Raw genomic sequence first — 24,882 nt, 5'->3', positions numbered from 1 at the left:
CTGGGGGGGGCGCTCTGGGCGGCGGCCGTCGCCGTCGGGTGGCTGCCGGCGACGCTCCTCTTGCTCGCGCTCGCGCTCGTCCCCGTCGGCGTGACGAACGTGCTGTTCGCGGCGCTCGTCCAGTCGCTCGTCCCCGAGGAGATCCTCGGTCGCGCTAGCGCGGTGATGGGGAGCGGTGCCGGGGCGGCGACGCCCCTCGGCGCGCTCCTCGGCGGGGCGGCCGCCGACGCGTTCGGCGTCACGACGGTGCTGTACGTCGTCGCCGCCGGGTTGCTCGTGCTCTCGCTGTACCTCTCGACGGTCACCCAGTTCCGTCGGCTGCCCGAGATAGCCCAGGTGGAGACGCTGGCCGCCGACTGACGAACAGCGACACGCTTTTTCGACTCCACGGACTCCTCTCGAACATGTACGCTGTCTGCTGGCGCTGGCACGCCCCCTCGCCAGCGGACAGTCCCGTCGTCGTCCCCGCCGCGGCCTAACCCGGCCGGGCGACGACGGTCGCTCCCTCGCTGCTCTCTCGCCTCGCTTTCGACCACCACAGTACCCACAGCATCCGATGCACGACGACACCGACCCGACCGACGAATCGCCCACCGATCGCGACGCGACGACCGACGACGCGAACGCCACCGAGACGGCCGCGACGACCACCGACCCGACGACCACCGACGAGTACGAGCGCCTCGTCAGCGAGTTCGGGGCCGACCCGCTGGACGACGACCAGCGCGCGCGGTTCCCCGACGCTCACCCGCTGATTCGACGGGGACTGGCGTACGCGGGTCGCGACCTCAACGACTTTCTCGCGGCCGCAGAGCGCGGCGAACGCGTCTCGGTCGTCACCGGCGTCGGCCCCTCCGGGCCGATGCACCTCGGCCACACCGTCGCGTTCTCGCTGGCGAAGTACCTGCAAGAGGCGTTCGGCGCGTTCGTCTACGTCCCGCTGAGCGACGACGAGAAGTTCTTCACGCGCGAGCAGACGCTCGCGGAGACGCGTGCGTACACCCGCGAGAACCTGCGGGACGTGTTGGCGTTCGGCTTCGACCCCGAACGCACCCGCATCGTCGTCGACACCGCCGACGCCGACGTGCTGTACCCGCTGGCGACGGCGCTGGCGAAGGCCGTCACACCCGCCACCTACGAGGCGGTGTACGGGTCAGCCGACAACGTCGGCGCGTCGTTCTACCCGGCGATGCAGGCCGCCCACCTCCTGCTCCCGCAGTTCGTCGACGGCGCGCACCCGACGACGGTGCCCATCGCCGTCGACCAGGACCCCCACGTCCGCCTCGCGCGTGACGTCGCCGCCAAGGAGCGCCTCCCGGTCTCGAAACCCGGCGCGTTGCTCGCGAAGTTCCTCCCGGCGCTCACCGGGCCGGGGAAGATGAGTTCCTCGGACGACGCGCCGCGCATCGACCTCACCGCCGACCGCGAGACGGTCCGCGACGTGTTGCTGACGCACGCCTACTCGGGCGGTCGCGACAGCCTCGACGCCCACCGCGAGCACGGCGGCGACCCCGAGGTCGACGTCGCCTTCCAGTACCTCCGGGCGCTGTTCGAACCCGACGACGAGGTGCTGGCACGCCTCGACCGCGAGTACCGTGCGGGCGAGTTGCTGACGGGCGAGTTGAAGACCCACGCCGCCGACCGCATCAGCGAGTTCCTCGACGCCCACCAGACGCGCTGTCCGAGCGACGACGAACTGGACGCCGCGCTCGAACCGTACCTGCTGACCGACGCCGAACGTGGCCGTGCGCTCGCCGCAGTGGGACTCGGAACCGGCGTTCGGACGCTCGACGGGAGCGGGCAACGCTGAAATCGCCACCCCGAGAACGTGCCGTATGAGCGACGATTCGGCCGACCCGTCGACGGCCGTGACGATTCGCGAGGCGACCCGCGACGACGTGCCGGGCATCCGCCGGGTCGCCCGCGAGGGCTGGCACGCCGCTTACGACGAGTTCCTCGACGAGACAACCATCGAGCGAGTCCTCGACCGGTGGTACGGTCCCGCGTCCGTCGAACGCGCCGTCACGGACCCGGACGCGGTCTACCTCGTCGCCGAACCGACCGACTCGACCGACCGGAACGTCGTCGGCTACGTCTCCGGACGGGCCCAGACCGACCGCTACGGCAGCGGCAAGTCGTTCTACGTCGCTCCCGAGCGGTGGGGCGAGGGCATCGGCAGCGCGCTGTTCGAGCGGTTGCTGGACTCGTTGCGCGCCGCGAGCGTCGAACGCGTCGAGTTCGAGGTGCTCGCGGCCAACGAGCAGGCTCGCGGGTTCTACGAGTCGCGTGGGTTCGACGCGGTGGGCGAGTCCGAGGACGACCTGTTCGGAGAGGTGCATCCGGTCGTCGTCTACGCGCGGGACGCGACGCTCGGTTCCGACGGGTGAGAGAGACGAGAATCCGACACGACCCACAGCAGCGTATCGGAGGGGTTATCCGTCGATAGCGGCGACTGGTACTCAGGCGGCACGGTCACGACAGCACCTTTCAACCCACGTGATCGGCACGTGTGGTCACCGCTGTCTGACCTAAACCGTCTGTCTCTACAACCGACGAGCGACTGCTCCTCCCCGACGAGACGCCACCAACCGAGAGCGTCGGCGTCACGCAGCGATCGAACGTTCGCCAGTCGTCGAACCGCCATCGTCGGCCGTCTCCGGGTGTGATGCGTCCACGTGGCGAGCGAACGCTTAAACCGTCGGACCCGTTAGCACGCTCTATGCAACACGTGACGATTCCGCAGGACCGCATCGGCGTCCTCATCGGCGAGGGCGGGGCCACGATGCGCGAGATCGAGTCCCGGGCGGAGGTTCGTCTCGACATCGACTCCGAGACGGGGTCGGTCGCCATCGAGAAGACCGGCGACCCGCTCGTCGGTCTGAAGGGGCCGGACATCGTCCGGGCCATCGGTCGCGGCTTCCGTCCCGAAGACGCCCTCTCGCTGCTCGACGACGACATGCGGATGCTCGAACTGGTCGATTTGGACGCGGCGACGCGAAACAAGAACGACCTCCGCCGACAGAAGGGCCGCCTCATCGGCGAGGACGGTCGCACTCGGCAACTGATGGAGGAGCTATCGGGCGCGAAGGTCGTCATCTACGGCTCGACGGCCGGACTCATCGGCGGCCCCGAACAGGTCCGGACCGCCCGCTCGGCCATCGAGATGATCCTCGACGGCGCACCCCACGGCGCGGTGTACTCGTTTCTCGAACGCCGGCGCTCGGAGCTGAACCAGGGCGACCTGAACTACCACGAGTTCCCGGGCTGAGCGGTCTCCGGCCCCCTCGAACGGCGCGGTCGAACAGCGCCCACACACTTTTCGCACGGCCCGTCGTCGGGCCGGCATGGTCTGGAACGACATCGAGACGACCAACCGGGACGCGCTGACGGACCTCCAGGACCAGCGCCTCCGCAAGCGCGTCTCGTACGTCTACGAGAACGTCCCGTTCTACCGCGAGCGGTTCGACGACGCCAGCGTCACCCCCAGCGACGTCGACGGTGTCGAGGACCTCTCACGGCTGCCGTTCACGACGAAGGAGGACCTCCGGGACAACTACCCCGACGGACTGTTCGCCGTCGACCGCGAGGAGATGCGCTGTCTCCACGCCTCCTCGGGCACCACGGGGAAGCCGAAGGTCGTCGGCTACACCGAGAGCGACCTCGACCTCTGGCGGGAGGTCGTCGCTCGCTCGCTGACCGCCGCGGGCGTGACGAGCGACCAGACCGTCCAGAACGCCTACGGCTACGGCCTGTTCACGGGCGGTCTCGGCATCCACCACGGCTGTGACGAACTCGGCGCGACGGTCGTCCCCATCGGTGGCGGTCAGACCAAACGCCAACTGGAGTTCCTCGCGGACCTCGGCAGCGAGACGCTGACGTGTACGCCGTCGTACGCGCTCTACCTCGCCGAGCAGGCCGACGAGATGGGCATCGACCTCAAGTCGCTCCCGCTCTCGACGGTCATCTTCGGCGCGGAACCCTGCACCGACCCGATGCGCGAGGCCATCGAAGAGCGCCTCGGGGTCACCGGCGTCGACATCTACGGTCTCTCGGAGATCATCGGCCCCGGTGTCTCCAACGAGTGCGCCGAGGCACAGGACGGCCTGCACGTCTGGGAGGACCACTTCTACCCCGAGGTGGTCGACCCCCAGACCGGCGACGTGCTGCCGGCGGGCGAGGAGGGCGAACTCGTCCTCACGACGCTCACCAAGGAGGGGATGCCCGTCATCCGCTACCGAACCGGCGACATGACGACGCTCACCCGCGAGGAGTGCGACTGTGGCCGGACGATGGCCCGCATGGACAACGTCACCGGGCGGAGCGACGACCTGCTCATCGTCCGCGGCGTCAACCTCTACCCCAGCGAGATCGAGGCCACCGTCCTGGACATCGACGGTCTCGCTCCGCAGTACCGCATCGACCTCCACCGCGAGGGCGAACTCGACGAGATACACGTCACGCTGGAGGAGTCGCCGACGTACGGCGGCGACTCCGAGGAGCTACGCGAGGAGGCCCGCGCACGGCTGGACGCCCAGTTGTCGTTCAGCCCCGACGAGGTCGAAGTCCGCGAACCCGGCGGTATCGAACGGCAGGAGACCGGGAAGGTCCAGCGCGTGTTCGACCACCGATAATCTCACTGCGGTCGACTACCGTCGTCCCCCTTGGTCGCTACGCCCCCTCGTGGGACCACCGCTGACGGTGCTTCGCACTGCCAGCGTGCTCCACGCCTGAACCGCGGCGTTTTATCAGGCCGCTCGTGTACCGACGGGTATGTTCGGCAAACTCGGCAGGACTGGGCTCGCGGGGATTCTCCTCCTCGTCGGCGGACTCGCGCTGGTCGCCACGGAGAACGCCATCATCGCGGGCGGCATCGCGCTCGTACTCGTCGGCCTGCTCCTCGTCGCCCGAGGGCTCATCGGGACGATGATGACGGCGTTCGGGATGGACGGGATGTTCTGAACCGTCGACTCAGCTGTCGCCCTGTGACTCGCCGGCGCGGTGTTCGCTGATGAGGCGGTCGACCATCGCGCCGCGCTGTTCCTTACGGCGTTCCTCGGCGCGGCGTTCCCAGTCGGCGATGGCGGCCTCGACGGCCGCCTCCTCGGCGACCGCGAGTTCGTCTATCTCCTGAATCTCGATACCCTCGGCGGGAGCGACGGGTATCTCGTGGCCGAACAGTACCTCGTCGGCCACCTCCGAGAGGCCCCCCTGCCGGAGGACCACGCGGGGGTCGGTCTCGGCGAGGCGTTCGGCCGTCGAACGCCCCGCTCCGGAGGCGTCGCGCAGGAAGACGACGTCGCCGCTGGCGAGGCCGAACTCCTCGTCGGCGTGGTCGATAGCGCCCTTCGTGAACTGCTCGACGACCTTGACGGGGACGAGGCCCTGTCGTTTCTCCGCGACGGCGGCGAAGTTCGAGTGGTCGAGCTTCCACAGCTCTTTGAGTCGCTCCAGTTTCGACTCGACGGCCTCGCGCTCCTCGCGTTCGTCGGCGAGTTCGCGTTCGAGGCGCTCGGTCTCGCGTTCGAGGCGCGTGACCTCGCGGCGTTCGCGGGCCTCGCGGCGTTCCTCGCGGCGGGCCTCCGAGAGTTCGTCTTCGTACTCCGCGATGCGTTCGTCCTTCGTCGAGATGGTTCCGCGGAGCGTCTCGACCTGTGATTCGAGGCGATTGGCACGGGCTTCGAGGCGCTTGATGCGCTTCTCCTCGGCCGTGAGTTCGCGTTCGACGTGTTCGTGCTCCTCCTCGTCGCTCCCCTCGTCCTCGGTGAGCGCGTCGATAGCGGCCTCGACGCTCTCGTCACGGCCGAGCACGCGCGAGGCGACCTCGCCCAGGTCCAGCGAGGCGGGGATCTTCCGGGCGATGCGCTCCAGTTGGTTCTCGTGGTCGTCGAACGCGAACAGCGCGGCGGCCATCGCATCGCGCTGGTGGTCGTCGTCGTAGCCGACCTCGCGGGTCCGGTGCTGTTTCGTGTCGACGGGCAGGTCGCGCTCGGGTTTCCAGCCGGCGGCGTCGAAGCTGCGACGGTACTTCTCGACGGTCTCGGGCATCGGCGTCACGTCGGCGGCGACGAGGAGGGGCCGACCGCGCTCGATTATCCACTCGGTTATCTCGGCGGTGTCGGCGGTGCGCGTCGAGAGGACGTCCAGCACCTCCCCGCCGAGACCGACGATGGCGACGGCCGTCGTCGTTCCGGGGTCGATGCCGACGAACACGTGGTCGCGACGCTTGACGAGCGGTTCGAACTCGATACCGTCGCGGCGCTCGCGTTCGATCTCGACACGGACGTCGCCGGCCCGCGAGCGGGAGACGGGGATGTCCTGGGGGCGAGCGTGGACCTCGAAGACGGCCCGCGAGAGGCCGCCGTACTTCTCGACGCGTTCGACCTCGTAGTCGAGGTTGGCCTCGTCGAGCGTCCGTTCGACGTCGCGGGCCTTGTTCTGGACGTGGCCGTGGATGCGGCGGGTGTAGCGGTCCTCGCTCCACCCCCCCTTTCCGGTCGAGCGGCCGCGAGAGACCTTGACCGAGGTGGTGTCGGAGAACGCCGTCACCTCGTAGCCGACGTTGGCGGCGGCGAGACGGGCCGACGCCTCGGCCTCCTTCATCGGCTTCTTGCCGTAGGGGACGCCGTGGCGGGCGGCGACCCGAGAGAGCGGTTCCGGACGGTTCTCGCCGGTCACCTGGACCAGTTTCGTCTCGGCGGGCAACGAGTCGAGGAGGTGGACGAGCGCGTCCTTGTCGGCCGCGAGTTCGTACATGTTGTCGGTCGCGACCATCGCCGGCTTCTCGCGGTCGATGAGTCGACGGAGTTTCCGGAGGGACACCACGTCGCGGTCGAGGTGTTCGCCGTCGAAGGCGACGACGGCGTACTGGGGGGCGTCGCCGCGGACGTCGCCGCTCTGCACGTCGACGCCGAACACGACCGCGTCGAGCGCACTCGTGCGGGTACTCACAGCTTCGCTAGGGCGACGAGCGGCTTAAATTCGGTGCCGGAGTCGCTGCCGTGGTGCGGTCCGGGCGACGGGTCGGGTGGCTGCGAGCGTCCGTCACCGCGACTCCGACGGCGACCACGCACACGACGTTCCGTACACCAATCGCTCGGCCTCGACGTGGGCGTGGAGGCAGGCGTAGTTACAGAACCCGCCGACAGGCGTTCGGTCCTCGCCGTGTCCCTCCTCGACCCACACCGGTTCGTACCGGGTGAGGTCGCTCCCGCAGTACGTGCAGTCGGCCATGGCGAAGGGAGGGACGGCGACGACGAAGGGCTGTCGACAGGTGGTGGCGGCGAGTGACTACTCGGCGTCGGGGAACGGCACGTCGACGCCCTGGCCGTCCTCGGCGACGAACGCCTCGGAGAACTCCTCGCGGGCCTGCTCGCCGAGGTGGCCGGCGTAGCCGCCGTACCGGGAGGAGACGTGCGTGAGCGCGAGACGCTCGACGCCCGCGCTGGCGGCGAGTTTCGCCGCTCCACGGGCCGTCGAGTGGCCGGTGTGGGGCGCGCGTTCGGCGTCCTCGTCGGCGAACGTCGCGTCGTGGATGAGGAGGTCCGCGCCCTCGGCCGCGCGCTCGACGGGCGTCGAGGGGCGCGTGTCGCCGGTGTAGACGACCCGGCGACCGGGCCGGGGGTCGCCGACGACCTGCTCGGGGTCGACGACGGTGCCGTCGTCGAGTTCGACCGACTCGCCGGCGTGGAGCTTCGAGAACTTCGGGCCGACGGGGACGCCGAGTTCCTCGGCGCGCTCGCGGTCGAAGCGGCCCTTGCGGTCGTTCTCGACGAGCGCGTAGCCGACCGAGCGGGTGCGGTGGTCGGTCTCGAACGCCCGAATCTCGAACTCCTCGCCTCGGAGGGCGGTCGCGCCGGCCGCGACCTCGTCGACGCGGACCGGGTAGGAAGGGCGAGTCCCGGCGACCGAGACGAGGTCCTCGACCTCGGGTTTCGTCCCCGAAGGGGTGTGGATGGCCAGTGCCTCCTCGCGGTCGTTGAAGTCCCACGTCTGGAGCAGGCCCGGCAGGCCCAGCACGTGGTCGCCGTGGAGGTGGGTGAGAAAGACGTGTGAGACGTCGAAGCCGGTGCCGTACCGCATCATCTGGCGCTGGGTCCCCTCGCCGACGTCGAACAGGAACCGCTCGCCCTCGCGCCGAAACAGCACCGCACTCGTGTTGCGCTCGGTCGTCGGGATAGCCCCGCTGGTCCCGAGGAACGTGACGTGCATACCCCGATTCGCCGTGGGCGTCGGATAGCGGTGTCGAATCGGCCGGCGTGCGGGAAGCTTTTTCACCCCAAATGGGCAATCGATGACATGGCAACGGAGACGTTCGGAGAGCGACTCGTCGGGGTGGTCGCCATGCTGGTCCTCGGTGTGGGCTTCCTCGACCTGTTCATGGACGTGCTCCCGGGCGTCCCCTTCTTCCTCGTCTGGATCATCGGGTTCGCCGTCGTAGTGCCCATCGTCGCGCTGTTGCTGGGCGTCGACGACGAGGAAGAGGAGGGGTTCGTGCGCGGGTTCGAGCGCGAGATGGAACGGTTCGGCGAGCAGATGGAACGCACGTTCGAGGGCGGCGACCGTCGGGAGCGCTCAGAACACCGGACAAACGACCGCGAGACCGACGAGGAGTCCACCGCCGACGCAATCGAGACGCTCCGCACGCGCTACGCTCGCGGCGACCTCACCGACGAGCAGTTCGAGTCGAAACTCGACCGCCTGATGGAGACCGACACGCCCGAGAACGCAGCGGCCTGGCGCGAGCGAGAGCGGGACCGAGAACGGGGCCGCGAACCCGACGCCGAACGCTAACACGACGCACGCGGCGAGAGTCGGCGTATTCTGCCGGGAGCGGACGGCGCGAGCACGCTCCTCGCCGAACGGCGACCCTCGCCACGACCGGGACAGGTCTATTTACCCGAAATCGACGGGGACAAGCGTCTATTCGAACGAGTGGAGAAGTTCACAACCCTCGAACAGTTCGGCGACTGTGAGTCGGATTTCGAGAGCGAATCCTGCATCGTTCCTCACTGTTTCGACCGTTCAACCGCCACACTGCGGCGGGATTCAACGGCCCGGAACGGCCGCTCAGCTTATGTAGGAATCTGAGACTACTCGCAGTTACGATGAAACGAACCGCAAGCGCACTGCTGGTCCTGTCGATGGTGGTGCTCGCGGGCTGTTCCGCGAGCCTCCCCGGGTCGAGCGAGGAGCAGACCGGAACCGTACAGCTGTACGTCAGCGACGAGCGCAACGCTATCGAGCAGTTCAGCAGTCTGAACGTCACCGTCACCGGTGTCGCGTTCCAGACGAGCGAGTCGGTGACCGCCGACGCCTCGTCCGCGAACGCGAGCGCCGACGGGTCGGCCGACGTGGTCGCCGGGGCCAACACCACCACGGTCGCACCCACGACGCGGGCGTCCACGGACGATGACGGCACGTGGGAGACCCACAGCGTCGACAACGTCACCGTCGACCTCACGCGGCTGAAAGGTGAGAACGCGACGCGTCTCGGCAACCTCAGCGTCGCCGCCGGCGAGTACGACGCCGTCCGCCTCGAAGTGGGGGCCGTCGACGGGAGGCTCACGAACGGCGAGCGCGTGACCGTGAAGCTGCCCAGCGACCGCCTGCGGCTGAACGACGGGTTCGCTCTCGAAGCGGAGGGCGACGTCGAGTTCGTCTTCGACGTCACCGTCGTCGAGGCCGGCAACAGCGGCACGTTCGTGTTGAAACCCGTCGCCAGCGAGTCGGGCACCGACCAGCCCATCCGTCTGGTCGACGCCCGCGTCGGTGCCGGCGTCGCGGCGAACGCGAGCAGCGGCGTCGACGTCGAGGCGAACGTCTCGACCGGTGCCCAGCGCTCGAACGCGAGCGTCGAACTCGCCAACGGCTCGGTCGGCGTCGACCTCGGCACCTCCGGGTCGGGACCGAACACGACCGGTGGCCTCGAACTCCACGTCGTCGGGACGCCCGCACCGGGCGAGACGGTGACCGTGAAGGTGACCCGCGGCGACGCCGCCGTCACGGACGCGCGGGTACTCCTCGACGGCGAGGCCGTCGGCCGGACGGACGCCGACGGGACGGTCGGCGTGACGCTCCCGACCAGCGGGACGACGACGCTCCGCGTCGAACACGGCTCGGCGTCGGTCGACGCCGAACTGGTGTTCGGCTGAGTCGGGCACGGACGGACGGCCGGTCGGGACCGACATCCGGCCCGTGAGTCGGTCGCGGCGTGAGGCAGACCGACCGATTGATAGCCGTCGGTCGGCTTCGCGACAGTATGGACGCCCCGCTGTGGACCGAGACGCACGCGCCGTCGCTGGAGGAGCTACCACAGCCCGGGGTCCGCGACTCGTTCGAGCGGGCCGTCGACGAACCGATGAACCTCGTCGTCTACGGGCCACGCGGCGCGGGCAAGACCGCCGGCGTGCGCGCGCTCGCCGACGCCGCTCACGACGACCCCAACGACTTCGTCGAGATCAACGTCGACGACTTCTTCTCGCGACGCAAGACCGAGATCAAGAACGACCCCCGGTTCGAGCGGTTCCTCGTCGGGCGCTCGCGCATGTCGAAACGCGACATGATCAACCACGTCCTCAAGGAGTCCGCGAGCTACGCGCCCGTCTCGGGCACCTACCGGACCGTCCTGCTGGACAACGCCGAGGCCATCCGCGAGGACTTCCAGCAGGCGCTCCGGCGGGTGATGGAGCGCCACCACGCGACCACCCAGTTCGTCATCGCGACGCGCCAGCCCTCGAAGCTCATCCCACCCATCCGCTCGCGGTGTTTCGACGTCCGGGTACGCGCGCCGACCCACGACGAGGTCGTCGGCGCGCTCGAACGAATCGTGGAGGCCGAGGACGTGGCGTACGACGCCGACGGTCTGGAGTACGTCGCGGGCTACGCCGAGGGCGACATCCGACGGGCCGTCCTCGGTGCACAGACCACGGTCGAGCAGGAAGGGGAGTTGACGATGCAGACCGCCTACGAGGCGCTCGGCGACCTCGGTCTGACGACCCGCGTCGAGGAGATGCTGGACGCCGCGGTCGCCGGGGAGTTCGCCGACGCCAGGAAGACCCTCGACGACCTGCTCGTCGACGAGGGGTACGACGGTGGCGAGGTGCTCGGCGACCTGCTCCGCGTCGCGCGTTCGCGGCGGTCGGGCCGTGAGTTGGCCGAACTCCACCGCCTCGCCGGCGAGGTCGATTTGGACCTCGCGGAGGGCACCAGCGACCGTATCCACATCGGTCACCTGCTCGCCGAGTTGGGGCGCTGACGACTGTCGGGGTGGCGAGCGTCCTCCGACGGCACGACCGAACCGCCAAGGGCCGATGACGGCCGTCACACCTCACAGTGTCATCCTGGAGGCTGGTGGCGGGCTATTTGGCGGCCACGGGCGAACCGTGGGTTATGGTTCGTCTCGCCGACGGTGTCGACCTCGCCGTGGCCGTCGCTCGGGTCACGCTGGCGGAGAAACTCCGGTACCCGGCGGCGGCGCTGGCCTACTACGCCTTCGTCTCGTTCGTGCCGCTCCTGTTGCTGGTGTTCGTCGCTATCGGGCCAGTTCTCGCGACGGACATCTCGCAGGCGGCCCCCCAGTTCCTCACCCCGGCGGTGCGGCAACTGGTCAACCAGTCGATAGCGACCGGGGCCGAACGGACCGGCACTGGCGTTCTCGCGGCGCTCGTGTTGCTCTGGAGCGGTGCGAACTTCGTCGGTGACGTCCGCACCGTCGTCGAGCGCATCGAGGGGGACGTCGAGAGCACGATTCGGGACTGGCTTCGCGACGCCGTCGTCGTCCTCGGCAGTCTCGGGACCGCCATCCTCGCCGTCGGGGCCACGAGCATACTCTTCGCACTCCAACCGACCGGCGTCGTCAACCAGTTCGCCGCGTTCGTCGGCCTGTGGGTCACGCTCGGGGTCGTCTTCCTCCCGCTGTACTACGTCCCGTCGACCGTCGTGACGTCGCCGCGGGCCGCGCTCCCGGGCGCGGCGACTGCCTCCCTCGGGTGGACGCTCGTCCACACCGGCGTCCACTTCTACGCGGTCAACGCCGGTCGGTACGCCGTCTTCGGCGTCCTCAGCGGTATCATAATCATCTTCACAGCACTCTACCTCGCGTCCTCGACGCTACTCGTCGGTATCGTCGTCAACGCGGAGGTCGCCGCCCGACGCGACGACGAATCGACCGTCGCCTAGCCGAGCGAGCGGGAGACCGGACGCGCCGGACCCCACACCGCCCCGCTACTCCAACACTAGCGTGTAGCGGTCGAGCGAGCGGTGGACGCGGTGGCAGAAGCGATGCTCGACGGTCCACCCGGCGGCCGTGGCCGCGTCGTCCCACTCGCGGTCGGCCACGAGGACACAGCGCGGGGCGACCCGTCGAGCCTCGCTCAGCGCGTCGGTGACCAACTCGCGGAGGTCGCCCACGACCTTCGACTGGCGGCCGTAGGGGGCGTCGAAGACGACGGCGTCACACGAGTCGTCGGCGAACGGGAGACGCGTCGCGTTCGCCCGCGCGACGCCGAACGCTCGGGTCGACCCGAGCGCGTCCGCGAGGTTCTCGTGGGCACCGCGGACCATCTTCCACTGGGCGTCGCTGCCGACGACGTCCGCGCCGACCAGTCCTGCTTCGATGAGGACGCCGCCGGTGCCACACATCGGGTCGAGAACTCGCGCGCCGTCGCGAGCGCCGGCGACGTTGACGAGCGCACGGGCGAACAGCGGCCCCATGCTCCCCGGTTGGAAGAACGGCCGGTCGCTGGGGAGGCGCTCGCCGAAGTCCCGGCGACTCTCGGCGGCCAGCCAGCCGAGCGCGCAGACGGTCTCCCCGTCGTCGTCGTCGGGAGCGTCCGGGTCGCCGTCGACGCGGGCGAACAGCGCCCGGAGTTCGTGGTCGGGGTCGTCGAGGTCGACCTCGAACCCGCGGGCGACGAGCACGCTTCCGAGTTCGCGTTCGGCGCGCTGGGTGTCGACGCCCGTCAGCCCGCGGACGTCGTTCGCCCGCACCGCGACGGTGCCGTCGTCGAGCGGTCCGTCACGATGGGAGACGACCGGGAGCGAGGCGCGGTCGACGGTGGCGGCGTCGAGGAGCGTTCGAGCGTCGGCGACGCTGGCCTCGGGCGCGCTCGTCGTCCCGACGAGGCGACTGGCCCGGTGGGTGAACGCGAGCGTCCGAACCCGTCCGGTGACGCCGCGAGCGGTGGCGAGGCCGGTTCCGAGCGCCCGCACGTCGTCGCAGGCGCTCGCCGCCTCGCGTCGGGCGAACGCGTCGTCCTCGCCGCCGAGTTCCAGCACGTACACGTCCGGCCTTCACCCGTCGGCGGGCAAGAGCGTGCCGATGTGACCGGAATTACGGCGAGTCGGGACCTGTCAGTACGACCCCCACACACTTATAAAGGTTAAATACGTGGTTTAAATCGTGTCAATGACCGACCCCAAGGAAACCATCAACATCGAGAACGTGGTGGCCTCGACGGGCATCGGCCAGGAGCTGGACCTCCAGAGTGTCGCGATGGACCTCGAAGGGGCCGACTACGACCCCGAGCAGTTCCCCGGTCTCGTCTACCGAACCCAGAACCCGAAGAGCGCCGCGCTCATCTTCCGTTCGGGGAAGATCGTCTGCACGGGCGCGAAGTCGACCGACGACGTCCACGAGAGCCTGCGAATCGTCTTCGACAAGCTCCGTGACCTGCAGATTCAGGTCGACGAGGACCCCGAAATCGTCGTCCAGAACATCGTCACCTCTGCCGACCTCGGCCGCACCCTCAACCTGAACGCCATCGCCATCGGCCTCGGGTTGGAGAACATCGAGTACGAACCCGAGCAGTTCCCCGGTCTCGTCTACCGACTCGACGAACCCGACGTCGTCGCGCTGCTGTTCGGCTCCGGGAAGCTCGTCATCACCGGTGGGAAACAGCCCGTCGACGCCGAGCACGCCGTCGACAAGATCGTCTCGCGTCTCGAAGACCTCGGACTGCTCGACGGCTGAGCGGAGACGCAGGATACAACCCGTTCGCTTTCCTACCCGTTCGTATGATTCCGGCCCAGAGCGTGACCGGTGGCGGCGTTCTCGCCATCGTCGTCACGTTCCTCCTCGCGTGGCTGTTCTACGCGGTCGCGCTCCACCTCGCGGCGACGTTCTTCCTCGGTGACGTCCCCACCCAACGCGCGGCGACCGCCGCGTTCGCGCCCGCACTGTTCGCGATGTTGCTCCAGTTGGGGCAGGTCGGGGGAGCCGACATCCCCATCGTCGTGTTCATCGTCGTCTCGTTCCTCGTCGCGCTGTTCGCCAACCACCTCGTCTACCGCCTGCGCTGGACGAGCGCGGCGATGCTGACGCTGCTGTACTTCGCGTTCGCGTTCGCGCTCGGACTGGCGCTGTTCAACATCTACACGTTCCTGTGAGCACCGACAGCACCGACTCCCCCGGCAGCGCCCTCCGGACCGCCGACGGCCGCTACCGGATGCCGATTCGCCTCGCGCTCGGGAGCGTCGTCATCGTCTTCGTGAGCGCGGTCGGGGCGGCGCTGGCCGCCTCGCTCGTGGGAACGGGCGACGGCGAGGCGAACCGTGGCGTCCTCGTCGTCGGCAGCGCCGTCGGGACGACGCTCGCCGTGCTGTTCGTCGCTCGCGAGGGCGACAAGCGGACCGTCGCGGACCTCGGCCTCGCGCTCGACCGGCGGTGGTGGGCCGACCTCCTCGTCGGGTTCGCGCTCGGCGCGCTCCTCCTGACCGGTATCTTCCTCGTGCTCGTCGGTGGCGAGTGGGCGCGCGTCGCCCGCGTCGGTCTCCCCGCGCTCGTCCCGTGGTTCGGCACGCTCGGACTCTTCCTCGTCGTCGGGTTCTACGAGGAGCTGTTCGTCCGTGGCTGGCTGTTGACGAACGTCGCGGAGGGGTTCGCCGCGCTCGGCGAGCGCCTCGCGGCGGCCATCGCGATAGTCGCCTCGGCGGGCGTCTTCGGTGCGCTCCACCTCGCCAATCCGGGGGCGACGCTCGCCAGCACGCTCGGAGTGACCGCTGCCGGGGTGTTCTTGGGCTACGCGTTCGTCCGTACCGCGAGTCTCGCCCTCCCCGTGGGCGTCCACGTCACCTGGAACTTCGTCCAGGGCGCGGTGTGGGGCTTTCCCGTCAGCGGCATCGCCACGCCCGCGACGGTCGTCGAGACGGTCCGCTCGGGACCCGGGCTCGTCACCGGCGGCGCGTTCGGCCCCGAAGCCAGCCTGCTCGGTCTCGGCGCGTCGGTGGCCGGGACACTCGTCGTCGCCGTCTACGCCCGTCGCTACTCGCCGTCGCTGGCCGTGGCGCTGACGTGGACGACGACGCCGGCGTTGCGCGGCGAGCGCGACGGGGCCGACCGCGCGACCGAAGCGGCCTCCCGGCGCTGAGTCCTCACTCCACCAGTCGCTCGATTTCGGTGACGAGGATGCCGCTCGCGCCCTCCTCGCGGAGCTTCGCGATGGTCTCGAACACGTCGCGTTCGTCGACGACGACGTGGACCGCGAGCGTGTCGCCGCCGTTGGCGACGTCCATCACCGTCGGGCCGCCGAGGCCGGGGATGACCGCCTCGACCGCTTCGAGGCGCTCTTCGGGGACGTTCATCATCAGGTAGCGCTTGCCCTTCGCGGAGACGACCGACTGGAGGGCGGTCCGGACCTGTTCGACCTTCTCGCCGTCGACGGCGTCGGGGTGGGCGAACAGGCGGACCGAAGAGGCCATCACCTCCTCGACGACGGCCAGACGGTTCATCCGCAGCGTCGTGCCCGTCGAGGTGATGTCGACGATGGCGTCGGCGATGTCGACGTGCGGGGTGAGTTCGGTCGCCCCCGACACCTCCGCGACCGAGACGTCGACGCCCTGCTCGGCGAAGAACTCGCGGGTGATACGCGGGAACTCGGTCGCGACGGTCCCACCTTCGAGGTCGGCGACCGACTCGACGGCGGACTCCTCGGGCGCGGCCAGCACGAGTCGGCACTGGCCGAACTCCAGATCGAGGAGGTCCGTCAGGTCGGTGCCCGACTCGCGTTGCTGGTCGAGGCCCGTGATGCCGAGTTCGGCCGCGCCGTCGGCGACGTACTCGGGGATGTCCGCGGCCCGGGCGAACAGCACGGTGACGTCGGGGTCGACGGTGTCGGCGTACAGCTTTCGGTCCGCGCCGTCCGTCAGGTGCAAGCCCGCGTGTTCGAGCAGGTCGATGGTCGGGTCGTGCAGGCGGCCCTTGTTGGGGACGGCGATTCGCATTGGTGAGTGGTGCACTGGAGGGAGGTTGTGTGTTTCGCCGCTAGCAGGTGTTTGGTGATGAGATTCGGAAAGAGAGTTAGCGGGGAACGGCTCCGAAGCCCTCGCTGGGTGTTGTTGGAACGATAACACCTCGAGAGCCCTCGGACCGAGGACTTGGTGCGGCGGGCGCGCTCCTCGGCTCGTTTCACTCGCCTGCGGTGCTCACCCGTCCGCGCCTTCCTCCTCGCCCCTCGCCCTTTCAGTCCACCGAGGCAGCCCTACCCTTCCCCGAGTCGCGCGGCCTCACTGCCGTTCGGCACGCGCTCTCGGCCACCGCTTCGTCGTCGATGCCGATACACTGACACCCCCACCGCGAAAAGCCGCGGACATGACGACACTCGGCATCACCGACGGGCAGGTGTTGCGACCCGACACGACCGTCGAGGCGGCGGACGTGCTCATCGACCAGGAGAGCGGCGAGATTCTCGACGTCGAACCCGACATCGGCGCGAGCGCCGACGAAATCCTGGACGCGAGCGACTCGCTCGTGATGCCCGGCCTCGTCAACGCCCACGGCCACGCCGCGATGACGCTCCTCCGCGGCTACGCCGACGACAAACCGCTCGAAGCGTGGCTCCGCGAGGACGTCTGGCCGGTCGAGGCCGAACTGACGGGCGAGGACGTGGCGGCGGGGACGCGACTCGCGATGCTGGAGATGATCCGCTCGGGGACGACGGCGTTCGTGGACATGTACTTCGAGGTGCCCGACGTCGTGGCGGCCATCGAGGAGGCGGGGATGCGCGCCCGCGTCGGTCACGGCGTCGTCACCGTCGGGAAGGACGACGAAGCGGCCCGCGAGGACGCCGCCGAGTCCATCGCCGTCGCCGAGACGTTCGACGGGGCCGCGGACGGGCGCGTCCGGACGGCGTTCATGCCCCACTCGCTGACGACCGTGAGCGAGGAGGTGTTCCGCGAGTTCGTCCCGCAGGCCCGCGAGGCGGGCGTCCCGGTCCACATCCACGTCAACGAGACGACCCACGAGGTCGACCCCATCGTCGAGGAACGCGGGATGCGCCCGGTCGAGTACGCCCGCGAGGTAGGTCTGTTCGACCCCGAGAGCGACCAGCGGGACTTCCTCGCCCACGGCGTCCACAGCGACTCGGGCGAGGTCGAGGCGCTCGCGGAGACGGGCGGCGGCGTCGTCCACTGCCCGGCCTCGAACATGAAACTCGCAAGCGGGATGGCCCCGGTTCAGGCGATGCTCGACGCGGGCGTCCCGGTCGGCCTGGGGACCGACGGCGCGGCGTCGAACAACGACCTCGACCTGTTCGGCGAGATGCGCGACGCGGCGATGCTCGGGAAACTCGCCAGCGAGGACGCGAGCGCCGTCGCCGCCCCCGACGTCGTCCGGATGGCGACCGAAGGTGGCGCGACCGTCGCGGGCCTCCCCGGCGGGCGTGTCGAACCCGGTGCGGCCGCGGACCTCGCCGTCGTCGGCTTCGACGCCCCACACCTCACGCCCACCCACGACCACGTCAGTCACCTCGCGTACGCCGCGACGGGCAGCGACGTCCGCCACACCGTCTGTGACGGGCGAGTGCTGATGCGTGACCGCGAGGTCCGAACCCTCGACGCCGAGGCGGTGCGTACGGAGGCGACCGAGCGCGCGTTCGACCTCGTCTCGCGGGCGGAGTGAGGGCGACGCGACGAGGACGCGGGTCGACGGTGGAGTAATCAGAGCTAAACGTCGAGAAGGGGTTTTGAACGTTCTAACGAGTTCTCGACTCGCCTCGCGGAGCCGTCGAACACCCCCGAACCGGCTGAACGTCCTGACTGACTTATGTCCGTGTCGTTCACAGAATGTGATGTGATGAGTCAGAAACGAACTCTGTTCGCCGTCTTCGCGACGGCGTTGCTCGTGGTCGGTGCGTTCTCCACGGGTGCGGTCGCACTCGGCATCGCCCAGGACGACGACGGTCTCGCGGTCGACGTGAGTCAGGCCGAGAACGTCGTAATCACGGTCACGAACAACGGGAGCGCGGTCGAGAACGCCTCGGTCGTCGTCGGCCCCGTCGACAACTCCTCCGTCGTCGCGGAGGGCGAGTACTCGACCGACGCGGACGGCACGGTCACGCTCGCGTCCCCCGAAGAGAACGTCACCGTCGACGTGACGGCGACGGTCGGGAACGCCTCGGTCACCGAGACCGTCGAACTGGTCGGTGAGACAGACGAGAGTGAGGAGCGCGAGGCGTTCGACGTCGTCGTCGAGCAGGACGACGGTGTCACCGTCCTCGTCACCGAGAACGACTCGGGGGTCGCGAACGCCTCCGTGACGGTCGACGCGCCGGTCGTGAACAACTCGACGTACGCGGGCGTCGGCAACTACACGACGGGTCCGAACGGCACCGTCGACCTCCCGACCCCCGAAGGGAACGTCACCGTCGACGTGACGGCGACGATGGGCGACGAGACGGCCACGACGACGGCCACGCTCGTCGCCGAGGAAGACGGGGAGCCGAAGAGCTTCGGCGACCGAGTCTCGGCGTTCGTCCACGGACTGCTGAGCGGCGACAGTGACGGCGACGAACCGCTCGGTCAGCTCGTCTCCGATTTCGTCACCGAGAACAACCCCGGTGCGGACCAGAAGCCCGAGCACGCCGGCAAGCCCGCCCACGCCGGACCGAAGGACGACGACGACCGTCGCGGTCCCCCGGAACACGCGGGTAACGACAAGCACGACGAGAAGGAGAAGAAGCACGGCAAGGACGACGGTGACGATGAAGAGAGCGAGGAAGAAGCGGAGGAGAACGACGAAGACGACAGTGACGACGAGCCAGAGGCCTCTTACGGCCCGGTCGTCTCCATCGACGTCTGAACGTCGGTCGCTCCCTCGCGGGTTCTCACGTTTTCACGGTCCGGTAGCGGTAGCGTTTTCCTGTCGCCCCCGGACGAGACAGACATGACCGAGACCGTCAGCGAGTACCTCACGACGGCGACGGCCGACGAGGAGTCGGACGTGGCCTTCGAGAGTCTCGCCGCCGCACGCGAGTCGGGACGAAAGAAAATCGACTGGGCGCGCCAGCACATGCCCATCCTCGCCGCCCTGCGCGAGGAGTTCGAGGAGTCGACGCCGTTCGAGGGCCAGCGTATCGCCATGGCGATGCACGTCGAGGCTAAAACAGCGGCACTCACCGAGACGCTCGCCGCCGGCGGCGCACAGGTCGCCATCACGGGGTGCAACCCGCTCTCGACCCACGACGACGTGAGCGCGGCGCTCGACGCCAACGAGAACATCGACTCCTACGCCAAACGCGGCGTCGACGACGAGGAGTACTACGAGGCTATCGAGGCGACCATCGCCCTCGAACCGACCGTCACCGTCGACGACGGTGGCGACCTCGTCCTCCGCATCCACGAGGAGCACCCCGACCTCATCGAGGGCATCATCGGCGGGTGTGAGGAGACCACCACCGGGGTCCACCGCCTGCGCGCGATGGACGAGGACGGCGCGCTCGACTACCCCGTGTTCGCGGTCAACGACACGCCGATGAAGCGCCTGTTCGACAACGTCCACGGGACCGGCGAGTCCTCGCTGGCGAACATCGCCATGACGACGAACCTCTCGTACGCCGGGAAGAACGTCGTCGTCGCGGGCTACGGCGACTGTGGCCGCGGCGTCGCGAAGAAGGCCGCCGGGCAGAACGCCCACGTCATCGTCACCGAGGTCGACCCCCGCCGCGCGCTCGAAGCACACATGGAGGGCTACGAGGTCTGCTCCATGAAAGAGGCCGCCGAGAAGGCCGACGTGATACTCACGACGACCGGGAACCGCGACGTCGTCACCGAGGAGCACTTCGAGGTCGCGAAGGACGGCGTCCTCCTCGCCAACGCGGGCCACTTCGACATCGAGGTCAACCTCGACCAGCTCTCGGACATGGCCACGAACGTGCGAGAAGTCCGCGACGGCGTCCGCGAGTACGAGATGGACGACGGCCGCCGCCTCAACGTGCTGGCGGAGGGTCGACTCGTCAACCTCGCTGGCCCGCTCTCGCTGGGCCACCCCGTCGAAGTGATGGACCAGAGCTTCGGCGTGCAGGCCGTCTGTGTCCGCGAACTCGTCGCCGCCGAGAAAGGTGGGCTGGGCGAACGCATCGCCGAGCGCGTCCGCGAGCGCATCGGTCGGGGCAACGGGCTGACGCCCGCCGGCGAACGCTCCTATGACGCGGGCGTCCACGACGTACCCGACGCACTCGACCGCGAGGTCGCACGCATCAAACTCGCCGCCGAGGGCATCGACATCGACGACCTGACCGACGCGCAGGTCGAGTACATGGGCGACTGGCAGCACGGGACGTAGACCGCCACCAGCAGCCCGGAGGAAGCGATTCTCGACCGTCTCACGTCACCCCGCCGCCGTCTGTCAGTTTCACCGCGCTCTCCACGCCCTTAAGCCGCTCCGGCCGAGAAGCAGGCACATGCCGGGCAACAGGAAGGGGGACCGTCGCGAGCGAGAACTCGTCAACGAACTCCACGACCGCGGGTTCGCGGTGATGCGCGCCCCCGCCAGCGGGTCGAGCACCGACCGCGAACTGCCGGACGTCCTCGCCGGGAACGGCGACGTGTTCTACGCCATCGAGGCGAAGGCCTCCAACGGTCGGCCCATCTACCTCACGGGCGAGGAGGTCGAGGCGCTGGTGTACTTCTCGCAGAACTTCGGCGCGAAACCGCGCATCGGCGTCCGCTTCGACCGCGAGGACTGGTTCTTCTTCCACCCCGCCGATTTGTACGTCACCGACGGGGGCAACTACCGCGTGAAGAAGGAGACGGCGCTCGCCGACGGCACCGACATCGAGGAGTTGACCGGCGGGAGCGAACAGACGACGCTGACGAGCGACTGACGCGAGCGCCTCGGCGTCGCGTCGCCACGTCGTCGCGCCCGCTCAGGCCGGTGCGAGCGAGCGGTCCGTGTCGCGCCGGTCGGCCTCCTCGCGGCCGCTACTGCGGGTGGGCCCGGAGCGGTCGGGCCGCGAGACGACGCGGTCGAGGCGCGACAGCGGGAACGAGTACCGCTGGAGGTCCTCGAACGGCGTGTCCGGGTCGCCCGAGAACGGATACACCGCCCGGACGACGGGGTCCTCACGCGGGTAGTGGCGGTTGTTCGGGTAGTCGGCGACGGTGGTCTCCTCGTCGACTCCACCGTCGAAGTCGGCGAGCGTGCCCTTCTTCGGGACGGTCACCTCGTCGGCGCGTTCGTCGGTCGTCTCGACGACGACCAGCAACGCGTCGGTCTCGCGGTCACGCACCGTCGTGCCCGGCGGCAGTCGGCAGTGGTCACAGACCGCAGGGTCGTCCTCGCGGACGAACGCCTCGCGGCCGCAGGCGAGACAGTCGACGACGCGGCGACCCGGAGCGGGGACTCTTCCCCCCGTTATTTCGAGTGCAACTCTGCGGATGTGCTTACAGCGAACGCCACGCATCTGGTGGTCGGGACAGCTACACTTCCCGTCGACGAGGTCGACGGCGTAGGTGTGGCCGCTGTCGCTCTCGACCTCGTAGATGCCGCCTCCGAGGGCTGTAACGGCCATCTTCTCGGTCCACGCGCGGGCCGCACGTGGGTCGAGCAGTCGCGTATCCGGGGCAAGTGCGTGCCGCTGTGACGCTGGTGTGTGTTCGGTTGGCGTCATGGTTTGGCTCGGGAGACGGACGGCGTCCGCTCCACACGAAACGTAGGTTGTCGAGACGTATCAACCGCTCGCCCGCGTGTGCGTGGTGAATCTGAAATTGCCCGACGGGACGCACGGCCGCGTCCTCCGCCGTCGGGCGTGCGGTTCGAAGGGCTTTTGCTGTGACCGTCGGAATCGCGGGACATGGCTCTGGACCGGGAGACAGTCACCGAGATCGTCGTCTCCGTCGTCGCCGTCGGACTCTTCATCGCCGCCGTCGTCTACGTCGGCGGGACGTACAACGCCGACGGCCTCTCCGGTGAGGGCGCGTTCGCGCTCATCGGCTCCATCGCGGGGTTCGTCGTGTTGATGACGCTCGTCGCCGTCTTCCTCTCGCGGCAGTAGCCGACCCGCACGCTCGTCGCGTACGTCACCCTCGACAGCGTTCGTTCTGTCGAGATTCTCACTCACTGACGCTCGTCACCGGCGTCCATCGGACGCCGGTTTCCAGCGGGACCAGGGGTCCCGCGCGGCTCCGAATCTCGCTACTCACGGCTCTCGGTGTTCACCGTTCGTTCCGTCGAGATTCTCACTCGCTGACGCTCGCTCCGAATCTCGCTACTCCAACGCCTCGGCGTAGTACTCGAGCGGGTGGTCGATGGTCGCACAGCGGTCGTCGGGGTCGATGCAGACGTCGTACGCTTGCATCGTCGAACAGCTGGGTGGCGGGTAGAGACCGCCGTCGAGACGGTCGGCAGCGTACGCGAGCGACTCGTCGGCCGACCCGACGAGCGTCGTCGCCGCCTCGCCGTCCATCCCGAGCGCACCGAGAAACGAGACGAGCGCGAACCGACCGGCCGCCGACAGCGACTCCTCGTCGCTCCGAGCCCGGTCGAGCAACGCCTGCATGCACGGCGGGAACGACCCTGGGTCGACCCGGTCGAACGACCGGGGGTAGGTGGCGGTGGCGAGCGCCGACTCCACCTCGCTCACGACGGCCGCCAGCGGGTCGGCGATCTCCTCGGGCACCGTCAGCGGCAGGCCGTCGGCGACCCGGCGCTCGACGGCGCGTTCGAGCAGGTCGTACAGCTCTCGGCGGGTGACGGTGACCCAGCCGTCGGCGAGTTCGCGGGTGACGAGTCGCCAGTCGTCGCCCGCGGGCGCGAGGTCGAGGTAGGTCCCGACGGCGACGCGATACTCGGTGGGGTCTGTGTCCGTCCCGTCGCTCCGGACGACGCTCGCGAGGTCGAACTCCCGGAGGACGGCGTCGAGGGTGAGCGGGTCGCCGCCGAGCGTCGACTGGCGGCCGCGCTCGAACTCCTCGACGAACCGCTCGTGGGCCGTGGTCGCCTCGCTGGCGGCGTACTTCTCGACCGCACCGGGAGCGTCGACCAGCGAGACGAGCACCCGGGCGATGGGGTACGACAGCACCTCCGTCCGGGCGTCGACGCGCTGGTCGCTTGCCTGTTCGACGGTACCGGCGACGAGCGCGCGCTGGACGCGCTCGCGGCCGCGTTCGACCGCCGGGTGGCCCTCGCGAATCAGCGTGACGAGGTCGACGCCCGCCTCGCCCACCGCCTGGCGGGCGCTCTCGAAGAACGGGTAGCGCGCGTGGTGGGCGTCCATACTCGCTCCATCGGCCGCGGGCCGATAAGTACGGCGGTCAGGCCCCGTCGGTCGACTCCACGGTGGACGCGGTGGGGGCGAGTTCGAGGATGACGGTGTCCCAGTCGGGACCGTCGCCGTCGGTCGAGCAGTCCCACCCGCCCGCCACGTCGACGCCGTTGTCGGACGCCGCGAGGAGCAGTGTCGCGAGTGCGTGGTTGAACGAGTCCGCGTCGGTGGCCGCCGGAAGTGTCATCGTCATGGGTCGGAACCCGAAAGCCGGCGTTGTGACACCGTTCGGCCCCGAGGGGCCGACCGATACGACGGCGTGTTGGCGACGGGCGGTGGATGCCAACGAATGTCACGCGCGCCGCACAGATACGTCTGTGGCTTGGCGGACACGCTATGTCTCTCCGTCGCATAGTAGTGGCGAGCGTCGCGGCCGGCTTGGTGAACCAAGCTTCCAGCCCATACCACCACCGCTCGCCAGAACAGGTACGAAATAATGAGTGTCGTCGCGGAGCTTCGCATCGCCGCGGGGCAGTTCGAACTCGGCCGCATCCTCCCGATACCCGAGGGGACGGAACTCGAACTGGAGCGAGTCGTCCCGGTCGGCGAGCGCGCCGTCCCGCTCGTGTGGACCTACGACGCCGACCCCGAACGGTTCGCGAGGAGCGTCCGGAACCACCCGGCGGTCGACTCGTTCGACGAACTCGACCGCTTCGACGGTGAGACGCTCTACGCCCTCCGCTGGGACGCCAGCAGCGACCACCTCTTCGACGCCATCCACCGCGAGGACGCCCACCTGCTTCGCGCGACTGCCGTCGCAGACACGTGGACGTTCGAACTCCGATTTCACACCCACGAGTCGCTGTCGGCGTTCCAGCGTCACTGTGAGAACGCACACGTCCACTACGGCGTCCGTCGAATCACCACTCCCGACGGCCCCGTCGACCGACGCCACTACGGGCTGACCGAACAGCAACGCGAAGCACTCGTCCTGGCCGTCGAGACCGGCTACTACGACATCCCGCGGCGACGTTCGACGGTCGACCTCGCGGAGCAACTCGGCATCTCGGACCAGGCGGTCACCGAACGACTCCGGAGAGCCATCGTCGCCCTGTCGACGAGTACGGTCGTCGTCCCCGACGCCCCGGACCGGTCCGACTGACGAGCACGTCGGCCAGCGAGATAGTCACAGACGTTCGACAGGATACACCATGCAACGCGATTACGACCGTCGCGCCGCCTCTGACTGGTAGCCCGAGAAGGACCGTCGCGTACCGACGACAGTGATGGCCTCTGACAGCCCAGCACGACGACTCCGACGGGTCGCCGGTTCCCCCTGAGACCCGTCGACTCGGGCCATCGGCGAGCGACTCGCGCTGTGGGGGCGTCGAGTCGGCCGCCGAGTCAT

General features: G+C 69.1%; 26 protein-coding genes and 1 pseudogene. 19 read left to right on the top strand and 8 right to left on the bottom strand.

Annotated features, from left to right (window positions below; all coding sequences use genetic code 11):
• The 6 genes and pseudogenes from M1L36_RS07915 to M1L36_RS07890 all read left to right on the top strand — a co-directional run.
• A pseudogene (locus M1L36_RS07915) lies at nucleotides 1-360 on the top strand (MFS transporter); the annotation flags it as partial.
• 196 nt (nucleotides 361-556) lie between these two features.
• Nucleotides 557-1,810, top strand: coding sequence for a tryptophan--tRNA ligase (locus M1L36_RS07910; RefSeq protein WP_250873166.1), 1,254 nt, complete (start codon nucleotides 557-559; stop codon nucleotides 1,808-1,810).
• A 25-nt stretch (nucleotides 1,811-1,835) separates the two neighbouring features.
• Nucleotides 1,836-2,387 carry a GNAT family N-acetyltransferase gene (locus tag M1L36_RS07905; protein ID WP_250873165.1) on the top strand — a complete coding sequence of 184 codons (552 nt, stop codon included), beginning with the start codon at nucleotides 1,836-1,838 and terminating at the stop codon, nucleotides 2,385-2,387.
• A 332-nt stretch (nucleotides 2,388-2,719) separates the two neighbouring features.
• Nucleotides 2,720-3,268, top strand: coding sequence for a KH domain-containing protein (locus tag M1L36_RS07900; RefSeq protein WP_250873164.1), 549 nt, complete (start codon nucleotides 2,720-2,722; stop codon nucleotides 3,266-3,268).
• A gap of 76 nt (nucleotides 3,269-3,344) precedes the next feature.
• Nucleotides 3,345-4,631 (top strand): phenylacetate--CoA ligase PaaK, encoded by a 1,287-nt coding sequence (paaK, locus tag M1L36_RS07895; RefSeq protein WP_250873163.1) that lies wholly within the window; start codon nucleotides 3,345-3,347, stop codon nucleotides 4,629-4,631.
• A gap of 139 nt (nucleotides 4,632-4,770) precedes the next feature.
• Complete coding sequence (locus M1L36_RS07890; RefSeq protein ID WP_250873162.1) at nucleotides 4,771-4,959, top strand: DUF7470 family protein; 189 nt, start codon at nucleotides 4,771-4,773, stop codon at nucleotides 4,957-4,959.
• A gap of 9 nt (nucleotides 4,960-4,968) precedes the next feature.
• On the opposite strand, the gene M1L36_RS07885 is transcribed toward M1L36_RS07890, so the two are convergent.
• From M1L36_RS07885 to rnz, 3 genes are all read right to left on the bottom strand, one after another.
• Nucleotides 4,969-6,948: a DUF460 domain-containing protein gene (locus M1L36_RS07885; RefSeq protein WP_250873161.1), complete on the bottom strand. Its 1,980-nt coding sequence runs from the start codon at nucleotides 6,946-6,948 to the stop codon at nucleotides 4,969-4,971.
• Between the two features lie 93 nt (nucleotides 6,949-7,041).
• Nucleotides 7,042-7,230, bottom strand: coding sequence for a hypothetical protein (locus M1L36_RS07880; protein WP_250873160.1), 189 nt, complete (start codon nucleotides 7,228-7,230; stop codon nucleotides 7,042-7,044).
• Nucleotides 7,231-7,287: 57 nt separating this feature from the next.
• On the bottom strand, nucleotides 7,288-8,208 hold the full coding sequence (gene rnz / locus M1L36_RS07875) for a ribonuclease Z (RefSeq protein WP_250873159.1): 921 nt from the start codon (nucleotides 8,206-8,208) through the stop codon (nucleotides 7,288-7,290).
• 87 nt (nucleotides 8,209-8,295) lie between these two features.
• Between rnz and M1L36_RS07870 the strand changes: the two genes are divergently transcribed.
• The 4 genes from M1L36_RS07870 (at nucleotide 8,296) to M1L36_RS07855 (ending at nucleotide 12,177) form a co-directional block, all read left to right on the top strand.
• Nucleotides 8,296-8,790 (top strand): SHOCT domain-containing protein, encoded by a 495-nt coding sequence (locus M1L36_RS07870; protein WP_250873158.1) that lies wholly within the window; start codon nucleotides 8,296-8,298, stop codon nucleotides 8,788-8,790.
• 314 nt (nucleotides 8,791-9,104) lie between these two features.
• Nucleotides 9,105-10,151, top strand: a complete 1,047-nt coding sequence (locus M1L36_RS07865) for a DUF4382 domain-containing protein (RefSeq protein ID WP_250873157.1) — start codon at nucleotides 9,105-9,107, stop codon at nucleotides 10,149-10,151.
• Between the two features lie 107 nt (nucleotides 10,152-10,258).
• Nucleotides 10,259-11,254, top strand: a complete 996-nt coding sequence (locus M1L36_RS07860; protein ID WP_250873156.1) for an AAA family ATPase — start codon at nucleotides 10,259-10,261, stop codon at nucleotides 11,252-11,254.
• Nucleotides 11,255-11,388: 134 nt separating this feature from the next.
• Nucleotides 11,389-12,177, top strand: coding sequence for a YihY/virulence factor BrkB family protein (locus M1L36_RS07855; RefSeq protein WP_250873155.1), 789 nt, complete (start codon nucleotides 11,389-11,391; stop codon nucleotides 12,175-12,177).
• Between the two features lie 45 nt (nucleotides 12,178-12,222).
• Here the strand turns inward: M1L36_RS07855 and M1L36_RS07850 are convergent, their stop codons facing one another.
• Nucleotides 12,223-13,281, bottom strand: a complete 1,059-nt coding sequence (locus M1L36_RS07850; RefSeq protein ID WP_250873154.1) for a methyltransferase domain-containing protein — start codon at nucleotides 13,279-13,281, stop codon at nucleotides 12,223-12,225.
• A gap of 124 nt (nucleotides 13,282-13,405) precedes the next feature.
• Between M1L36_RS07850 and M1L36_RS07845 the strand changes: the two genes are divergently transcribed.
• Genes M1L36_RS07845 through M1L36_RS07835 form a run of 3 tightly spaced genes read left to right on the top strand, consistent with a single transcriptional unit; the run spans nucleotide 13,406 to nucleotide 15,365 of the window.
• Nucleotides 13,406-13,969 carry a TATA-box-binding protein gene (locus M1L36_RS07845; RefSeq protein ID WP_247414323.1) on the top strand — a complete coding sequence of 188 codons (564 nt, stop codon included), beginning with the start codon at nucleotides 13,406-13,408 and terminating at the stop codon, nucleotides 13,967-13,969.
• Nucleotides 13,970-14,013: 44 nt separating this feature from the next.
• Nucleotides 14,014-14,385, top strand: a complete 372-nt coding sequence (locus M1L36_RS07840; protein ID WP_250873153.1) for a DUF7473 family protein — start codon at nucleotides 14,014-14,016, stop codon at nucleotides 14,383-14,385.
• Complete coding sequence (locus M1L36_RS07835) at nucleotides 14,382-15,365, top strand: CPBP family intramembrane glutamic endopeptidase (RefSeq protein ID WP_250873152.1); 984 nt, start codon at nucleotides 14,382-14,384, stop codon at nucleotides 15,363-15,365. Before M1L36_RS07840 ends, M1L36_RS07835 begins: the two co-directional genes overlap by 4 nt.
• Before the next feature lie 4 nt (nucleotides 15,366-15,369).
• Here M1L36_RS07835 and hisG read toward each other — a convergent pair whose 3' ends face one another.
• Nucleotides 15,370-16,218, bottom strand: coding sequence for an ATP phosphoribosyltransferase (hisG, locus tag M1L36_RS07830; RefSeq protein ID WP_250873151.1), 849 nt, complete (start codon nucleotides 16,216-16,218; stop codon nucleotides 15,370-15,372).
• A gap of 367 nt (nucleotides 16,219-16,585) precedes the next feature.
• On the opposite strand from hisG, the gene M1L36_RS07825 reads away from it, so the two are divergent.
• From M1L36_RS07825 to hjc, 4 genes are all read left to right on the top strand, one after another.
• Complete coding sequence (locus M1L36_RS07825) at nucleotides 16,586-17,893, top strand: amidohydrolase (RefSeq protein WP_250873150.1); 1,308 nt, start codon at nucleotides 16,586-16,588, stop codon at nucleotides 17,891-17,893.
• A gap of 174 nt (nucleotides 17,894-18,067) precedes the next feature.
• Entirely contained in the window at nucleotides 18,068-19,072 is a 1,005-nt protein-coding gene (locus M1L36_RS07820; RefSeq protein WP_250873149.1) for a hypothetical protein, read from the top strand.
• Between the two features lie 84 nt (nucleotides 19,073-19,156).
• Nucleotides 19,157-20,554, top strand: coding sequence for an adenosylhomocysteinase (locus M1L36_RS07815; RefSeq protein WP_250873148.1), 1,398 nt, complete (start codon nucleotides 19,157-19,159; stop codon nucleotides 20,552-20,554).
• Nucleotides 20,555-20,672: 118 nt separating this feature from the next.
• A complete protein-coding gene (gene hjc, locus M1L36_RS07810; RefSeq protein ID WP_250873147.1) occupies nucleotides 20,673-21,095 on the top strand; it encodes a Holliday junction resolvase Hjc in 423 nt (140 codons plus the stop codon).
• A 42-nt stretch (nucleotides 21,096-21,137) separates the two neighbouring features.
• Here the strand turns inward: hjc and M1L36_RS07805 are convergent, their stop codons facing one another.
• Nucleotides 21,138-21,782, bottom strand: a complete 645-nt coding sequence (locus M1L36_RS07805) for an SWIM zinc finger family protein (RefSeq protein ID WP_250873146.1) — start codon at nucleotides 21,780-21,782, stop codon at nucleotides 21,138-21,140.
• Nucleotides 21,783-22,064: 282 nt separating this feature from the next.
• Between M1L36_RS07805 and M1L36_RS07800 the strand changes: the two genes are divergently transcribed.
• Nucleotides 22,065-22,265, top strand: coding sequence for a DUF7472 family protein (locus M1L36_RS07800; RefSeq protein ID WP_250873145.1), 201 nt, complete (start codon nucleotides 22,065-22,067; stop codon nucleotides 22,263-22,265).
• A 213-nt stretch (nucleotides 22,266-22,478) separates the two neighbouring features.
• Here M1L36_RS07800 and M1L36_RS07795 read toward each other — a convergent pair whose 3' ends face one another.
• Nucleotides 22,479-23,486, bottom strand: a complete 1,008-nt coding sequence (locus M1L36_RS07795) for a DNA primase large subunit PriL (protein ID WP_250873144.1) — start codon at nucleotides 23,484-23,486, stop codon at nucleotides 22,479-22,481.
• A gap of 37 nt (nucleotides 23,487-23,523) precedes the next feature.
• Nucleotides 23,524-23,727 carry a hypothetical protein gene (locus M1L36_RS07790; protein WP_250873143.1) on the bottom strand — a complete coding sequence of 68 codons (204 nt, stop codon included), beginning with the start codon at nucleotides 23,725-23,727 and terminating at the stop codon, nucleotides 23,524-23,526.
• 243 nt (nucleotides 23,728-23,970) lie between these two features.
• On the opposite strand from M1L36_RS07790, the gene M1L36_RS07785 reads away from it, so the two are divergent.
• Complete coding sequence (locus tag M1L36_RS07785) at nucleotides 23,971-24,636, top strand: helix-turn-helix domain-containing protein (protein WP_250873142.1); 666 nt, start codon at nucleotides 23,971-23,973, stop codon at nucleotides 24,634-24,636.
• Nucleotides 24,637-24,882: the final 246 nt, after the last annotated feature.

The sequence above is a fragment of the Halomarina rubra genome, from assembly GCF_023699475.1.
GTDB lineage: Archaea > Halobacteriota > Halobacteria > Halobacteriales > Haloarculaceae > Halomarina > Halomarina rubra.
This window is presented reverse-complemented; position numbering and strand designations above follow the sequence as displayed.

Excerpts from the sequence above, each read along its gene's own strand:
- M1L36_RS07910 (WP_250873166.1), top strand. The coding sequence starts at position 557 with ATGCACGACGACACCGACCCGACCGACGAATCGCCCACCGATCGCGAC.
- M1L36_RS07905 (WP_250873165.1), top strand. The coding sequence starts at position 1,836 with ATGAGCGACGATTCGGCCGACCCGTCGACGGCCGTGACGATTCGCGAG.
- M1L36_RS07900 (WP_250873164.1), top strand. The coding sequence starts at position 2,720 with ATGCAACACGTGACGATTCCGCAGGACCGCATCGGCGTCCTCATCGGC.
- paaK (WP_250873163.1), top strand. The coding sequence starts at position 3,345 with ATGGTCTGGAACGACATCGAGACGACCAACCGGGACGCGCTGACGGAC.
- M1L36_RS07890 (WP_250873162.1), top strand. The coding sequence starts at position 4,771 with ATGTTCGGCAAACTCGGCAGGACTGGGCTCGCGGGGATTCTCCTCCTC.
- M1L36_RS07880 (WP_250873160.1), bottom strand. The coding sequence starts at position 7,230 with ATGGCCGACTGCACGTACTGCGGGAGCGACCTCACCCGGTACGAACCG.
- rnz (WP_250873159.1), bottom strand. The coding sequence starts at position 8,208 with ATGCACGTCACGTTCCTCGGGACCAGCGGGGCTATCCCGACGACCGAG.
- M1L36_RS07870 (WP_250873158.1), top strand. The coding sequence starts at position 8,296 with ATGGCAACGGAGACGTTCGGAGAGCGACTCGTCGGGGTGGTCGCCATG.
- M1L36_RS07865 (WP_250873157.1), top strand. The coding sequence starts at position 9,105 with ATGAAACGAACCGCAAGCGCACTGCTGGTCCTGTCGATGGTGGTGCTC.
- M1L36_RS07860 (WP_250873156.1), top strand. The coding sequence starts at position 10,259 with ATGGACGCCCCGCTGTGGACCGAGACGCACGCGCCGTCGCTGGAGGAG.
- M1L36_RS07855 (WP_250873155.1), top strand. The coding sequence starts at position 11,389 with ATGGTTCGTCTCGCCGACGGTGTCGACCTCGCCGTGGCCGTCGCTCGG.
- M1L36_RS07845 (WP_247414323.1), top strand. The coding sequence starts at position 13,406 with ATGACCGACCCCAAGGAAACCATCAACATCGAGAACGTGGTGGCCTCG.
- M1L36_RS07840 (WP_250873153.1), top strand. The coding sequence starts at position 14,014 with ATGATTCCGGCCCAGAGCGTGACCGGTGGCGGCGTTCTCGCCATCGTC.
- hisG (WP_250873151.1), bottom strand. The coding sequence starts at position 16,218 with ATGCGAATCGCCGTCCCCAACAAGGGCCGCCTGCACGACCCGACCATC.
- M1L36_RS07825 (WP_250873150.1), top strand. The coding sequence starts at position 16,586 with ATGACGACACTCGGCATCACCGACGGGCAGGTGTTGCGACCCGACACG.
- M1L36_RS07820 (WP_250873149.1), top strand. The coding sequence starts at position 18,068 with ATGAGTCAGAAACGAACTCTGTTCGCCGTCTTCGCGACGGCGTTGCTC.
- M1L36_RS07815 (WP_250873148.1), top strand. The coding sequence starts at position 19,157 with ATGACCGAGACCGTCAGCGAGTACCTCACGACGGCGACGGCCGACGAG.
- hjc (WP_250873147.1), top strand. The coding sequence starts at position 20,673 with ATGCCGGGCAACAGGAAGGGGGACCGTCGCGAGCGAGAACTCGTCAAC.
- M1L36_RS07805 (WP_250873146.1), bottom strand. The coding sequence starts at position 21,782 with ATGGCCGTTACAGCCCTCGGAGGCGGCATCTACGAGGTCGAGAGCGAC.
- M1L36_RS07800 (WP_250873145.1), top strand. The coding sequence starts at position 22,065 with ATGGCTCTGGACCGGGAGACAGTCACCGAGATCGTCGTCTCCGTCGTC.
- M1L36_RS07795 (WP_250873144.1), bottom strand. The coding sequence starts at position 23,486 with ATGGACGCCCACCACGCGCGCTACCCGTTCTTCGAGAGCGCCCGCCAG.
- M1L36_RS07790 (WP_250873143.1), bottom strand. The coding sequence starts at position 23,727 with ATGACGATGACACTTCCGGCGGCCACCGACGCGGACTCGTTCAACCAC.
- M1L36_RS07785 (WP_250873142.1), top strand. The coding sequence starts at position 23,971 with ATGAGTGTCGTCGCGGAGCTTCGCATCGCCGCGGGGCAGTTCGAACTC.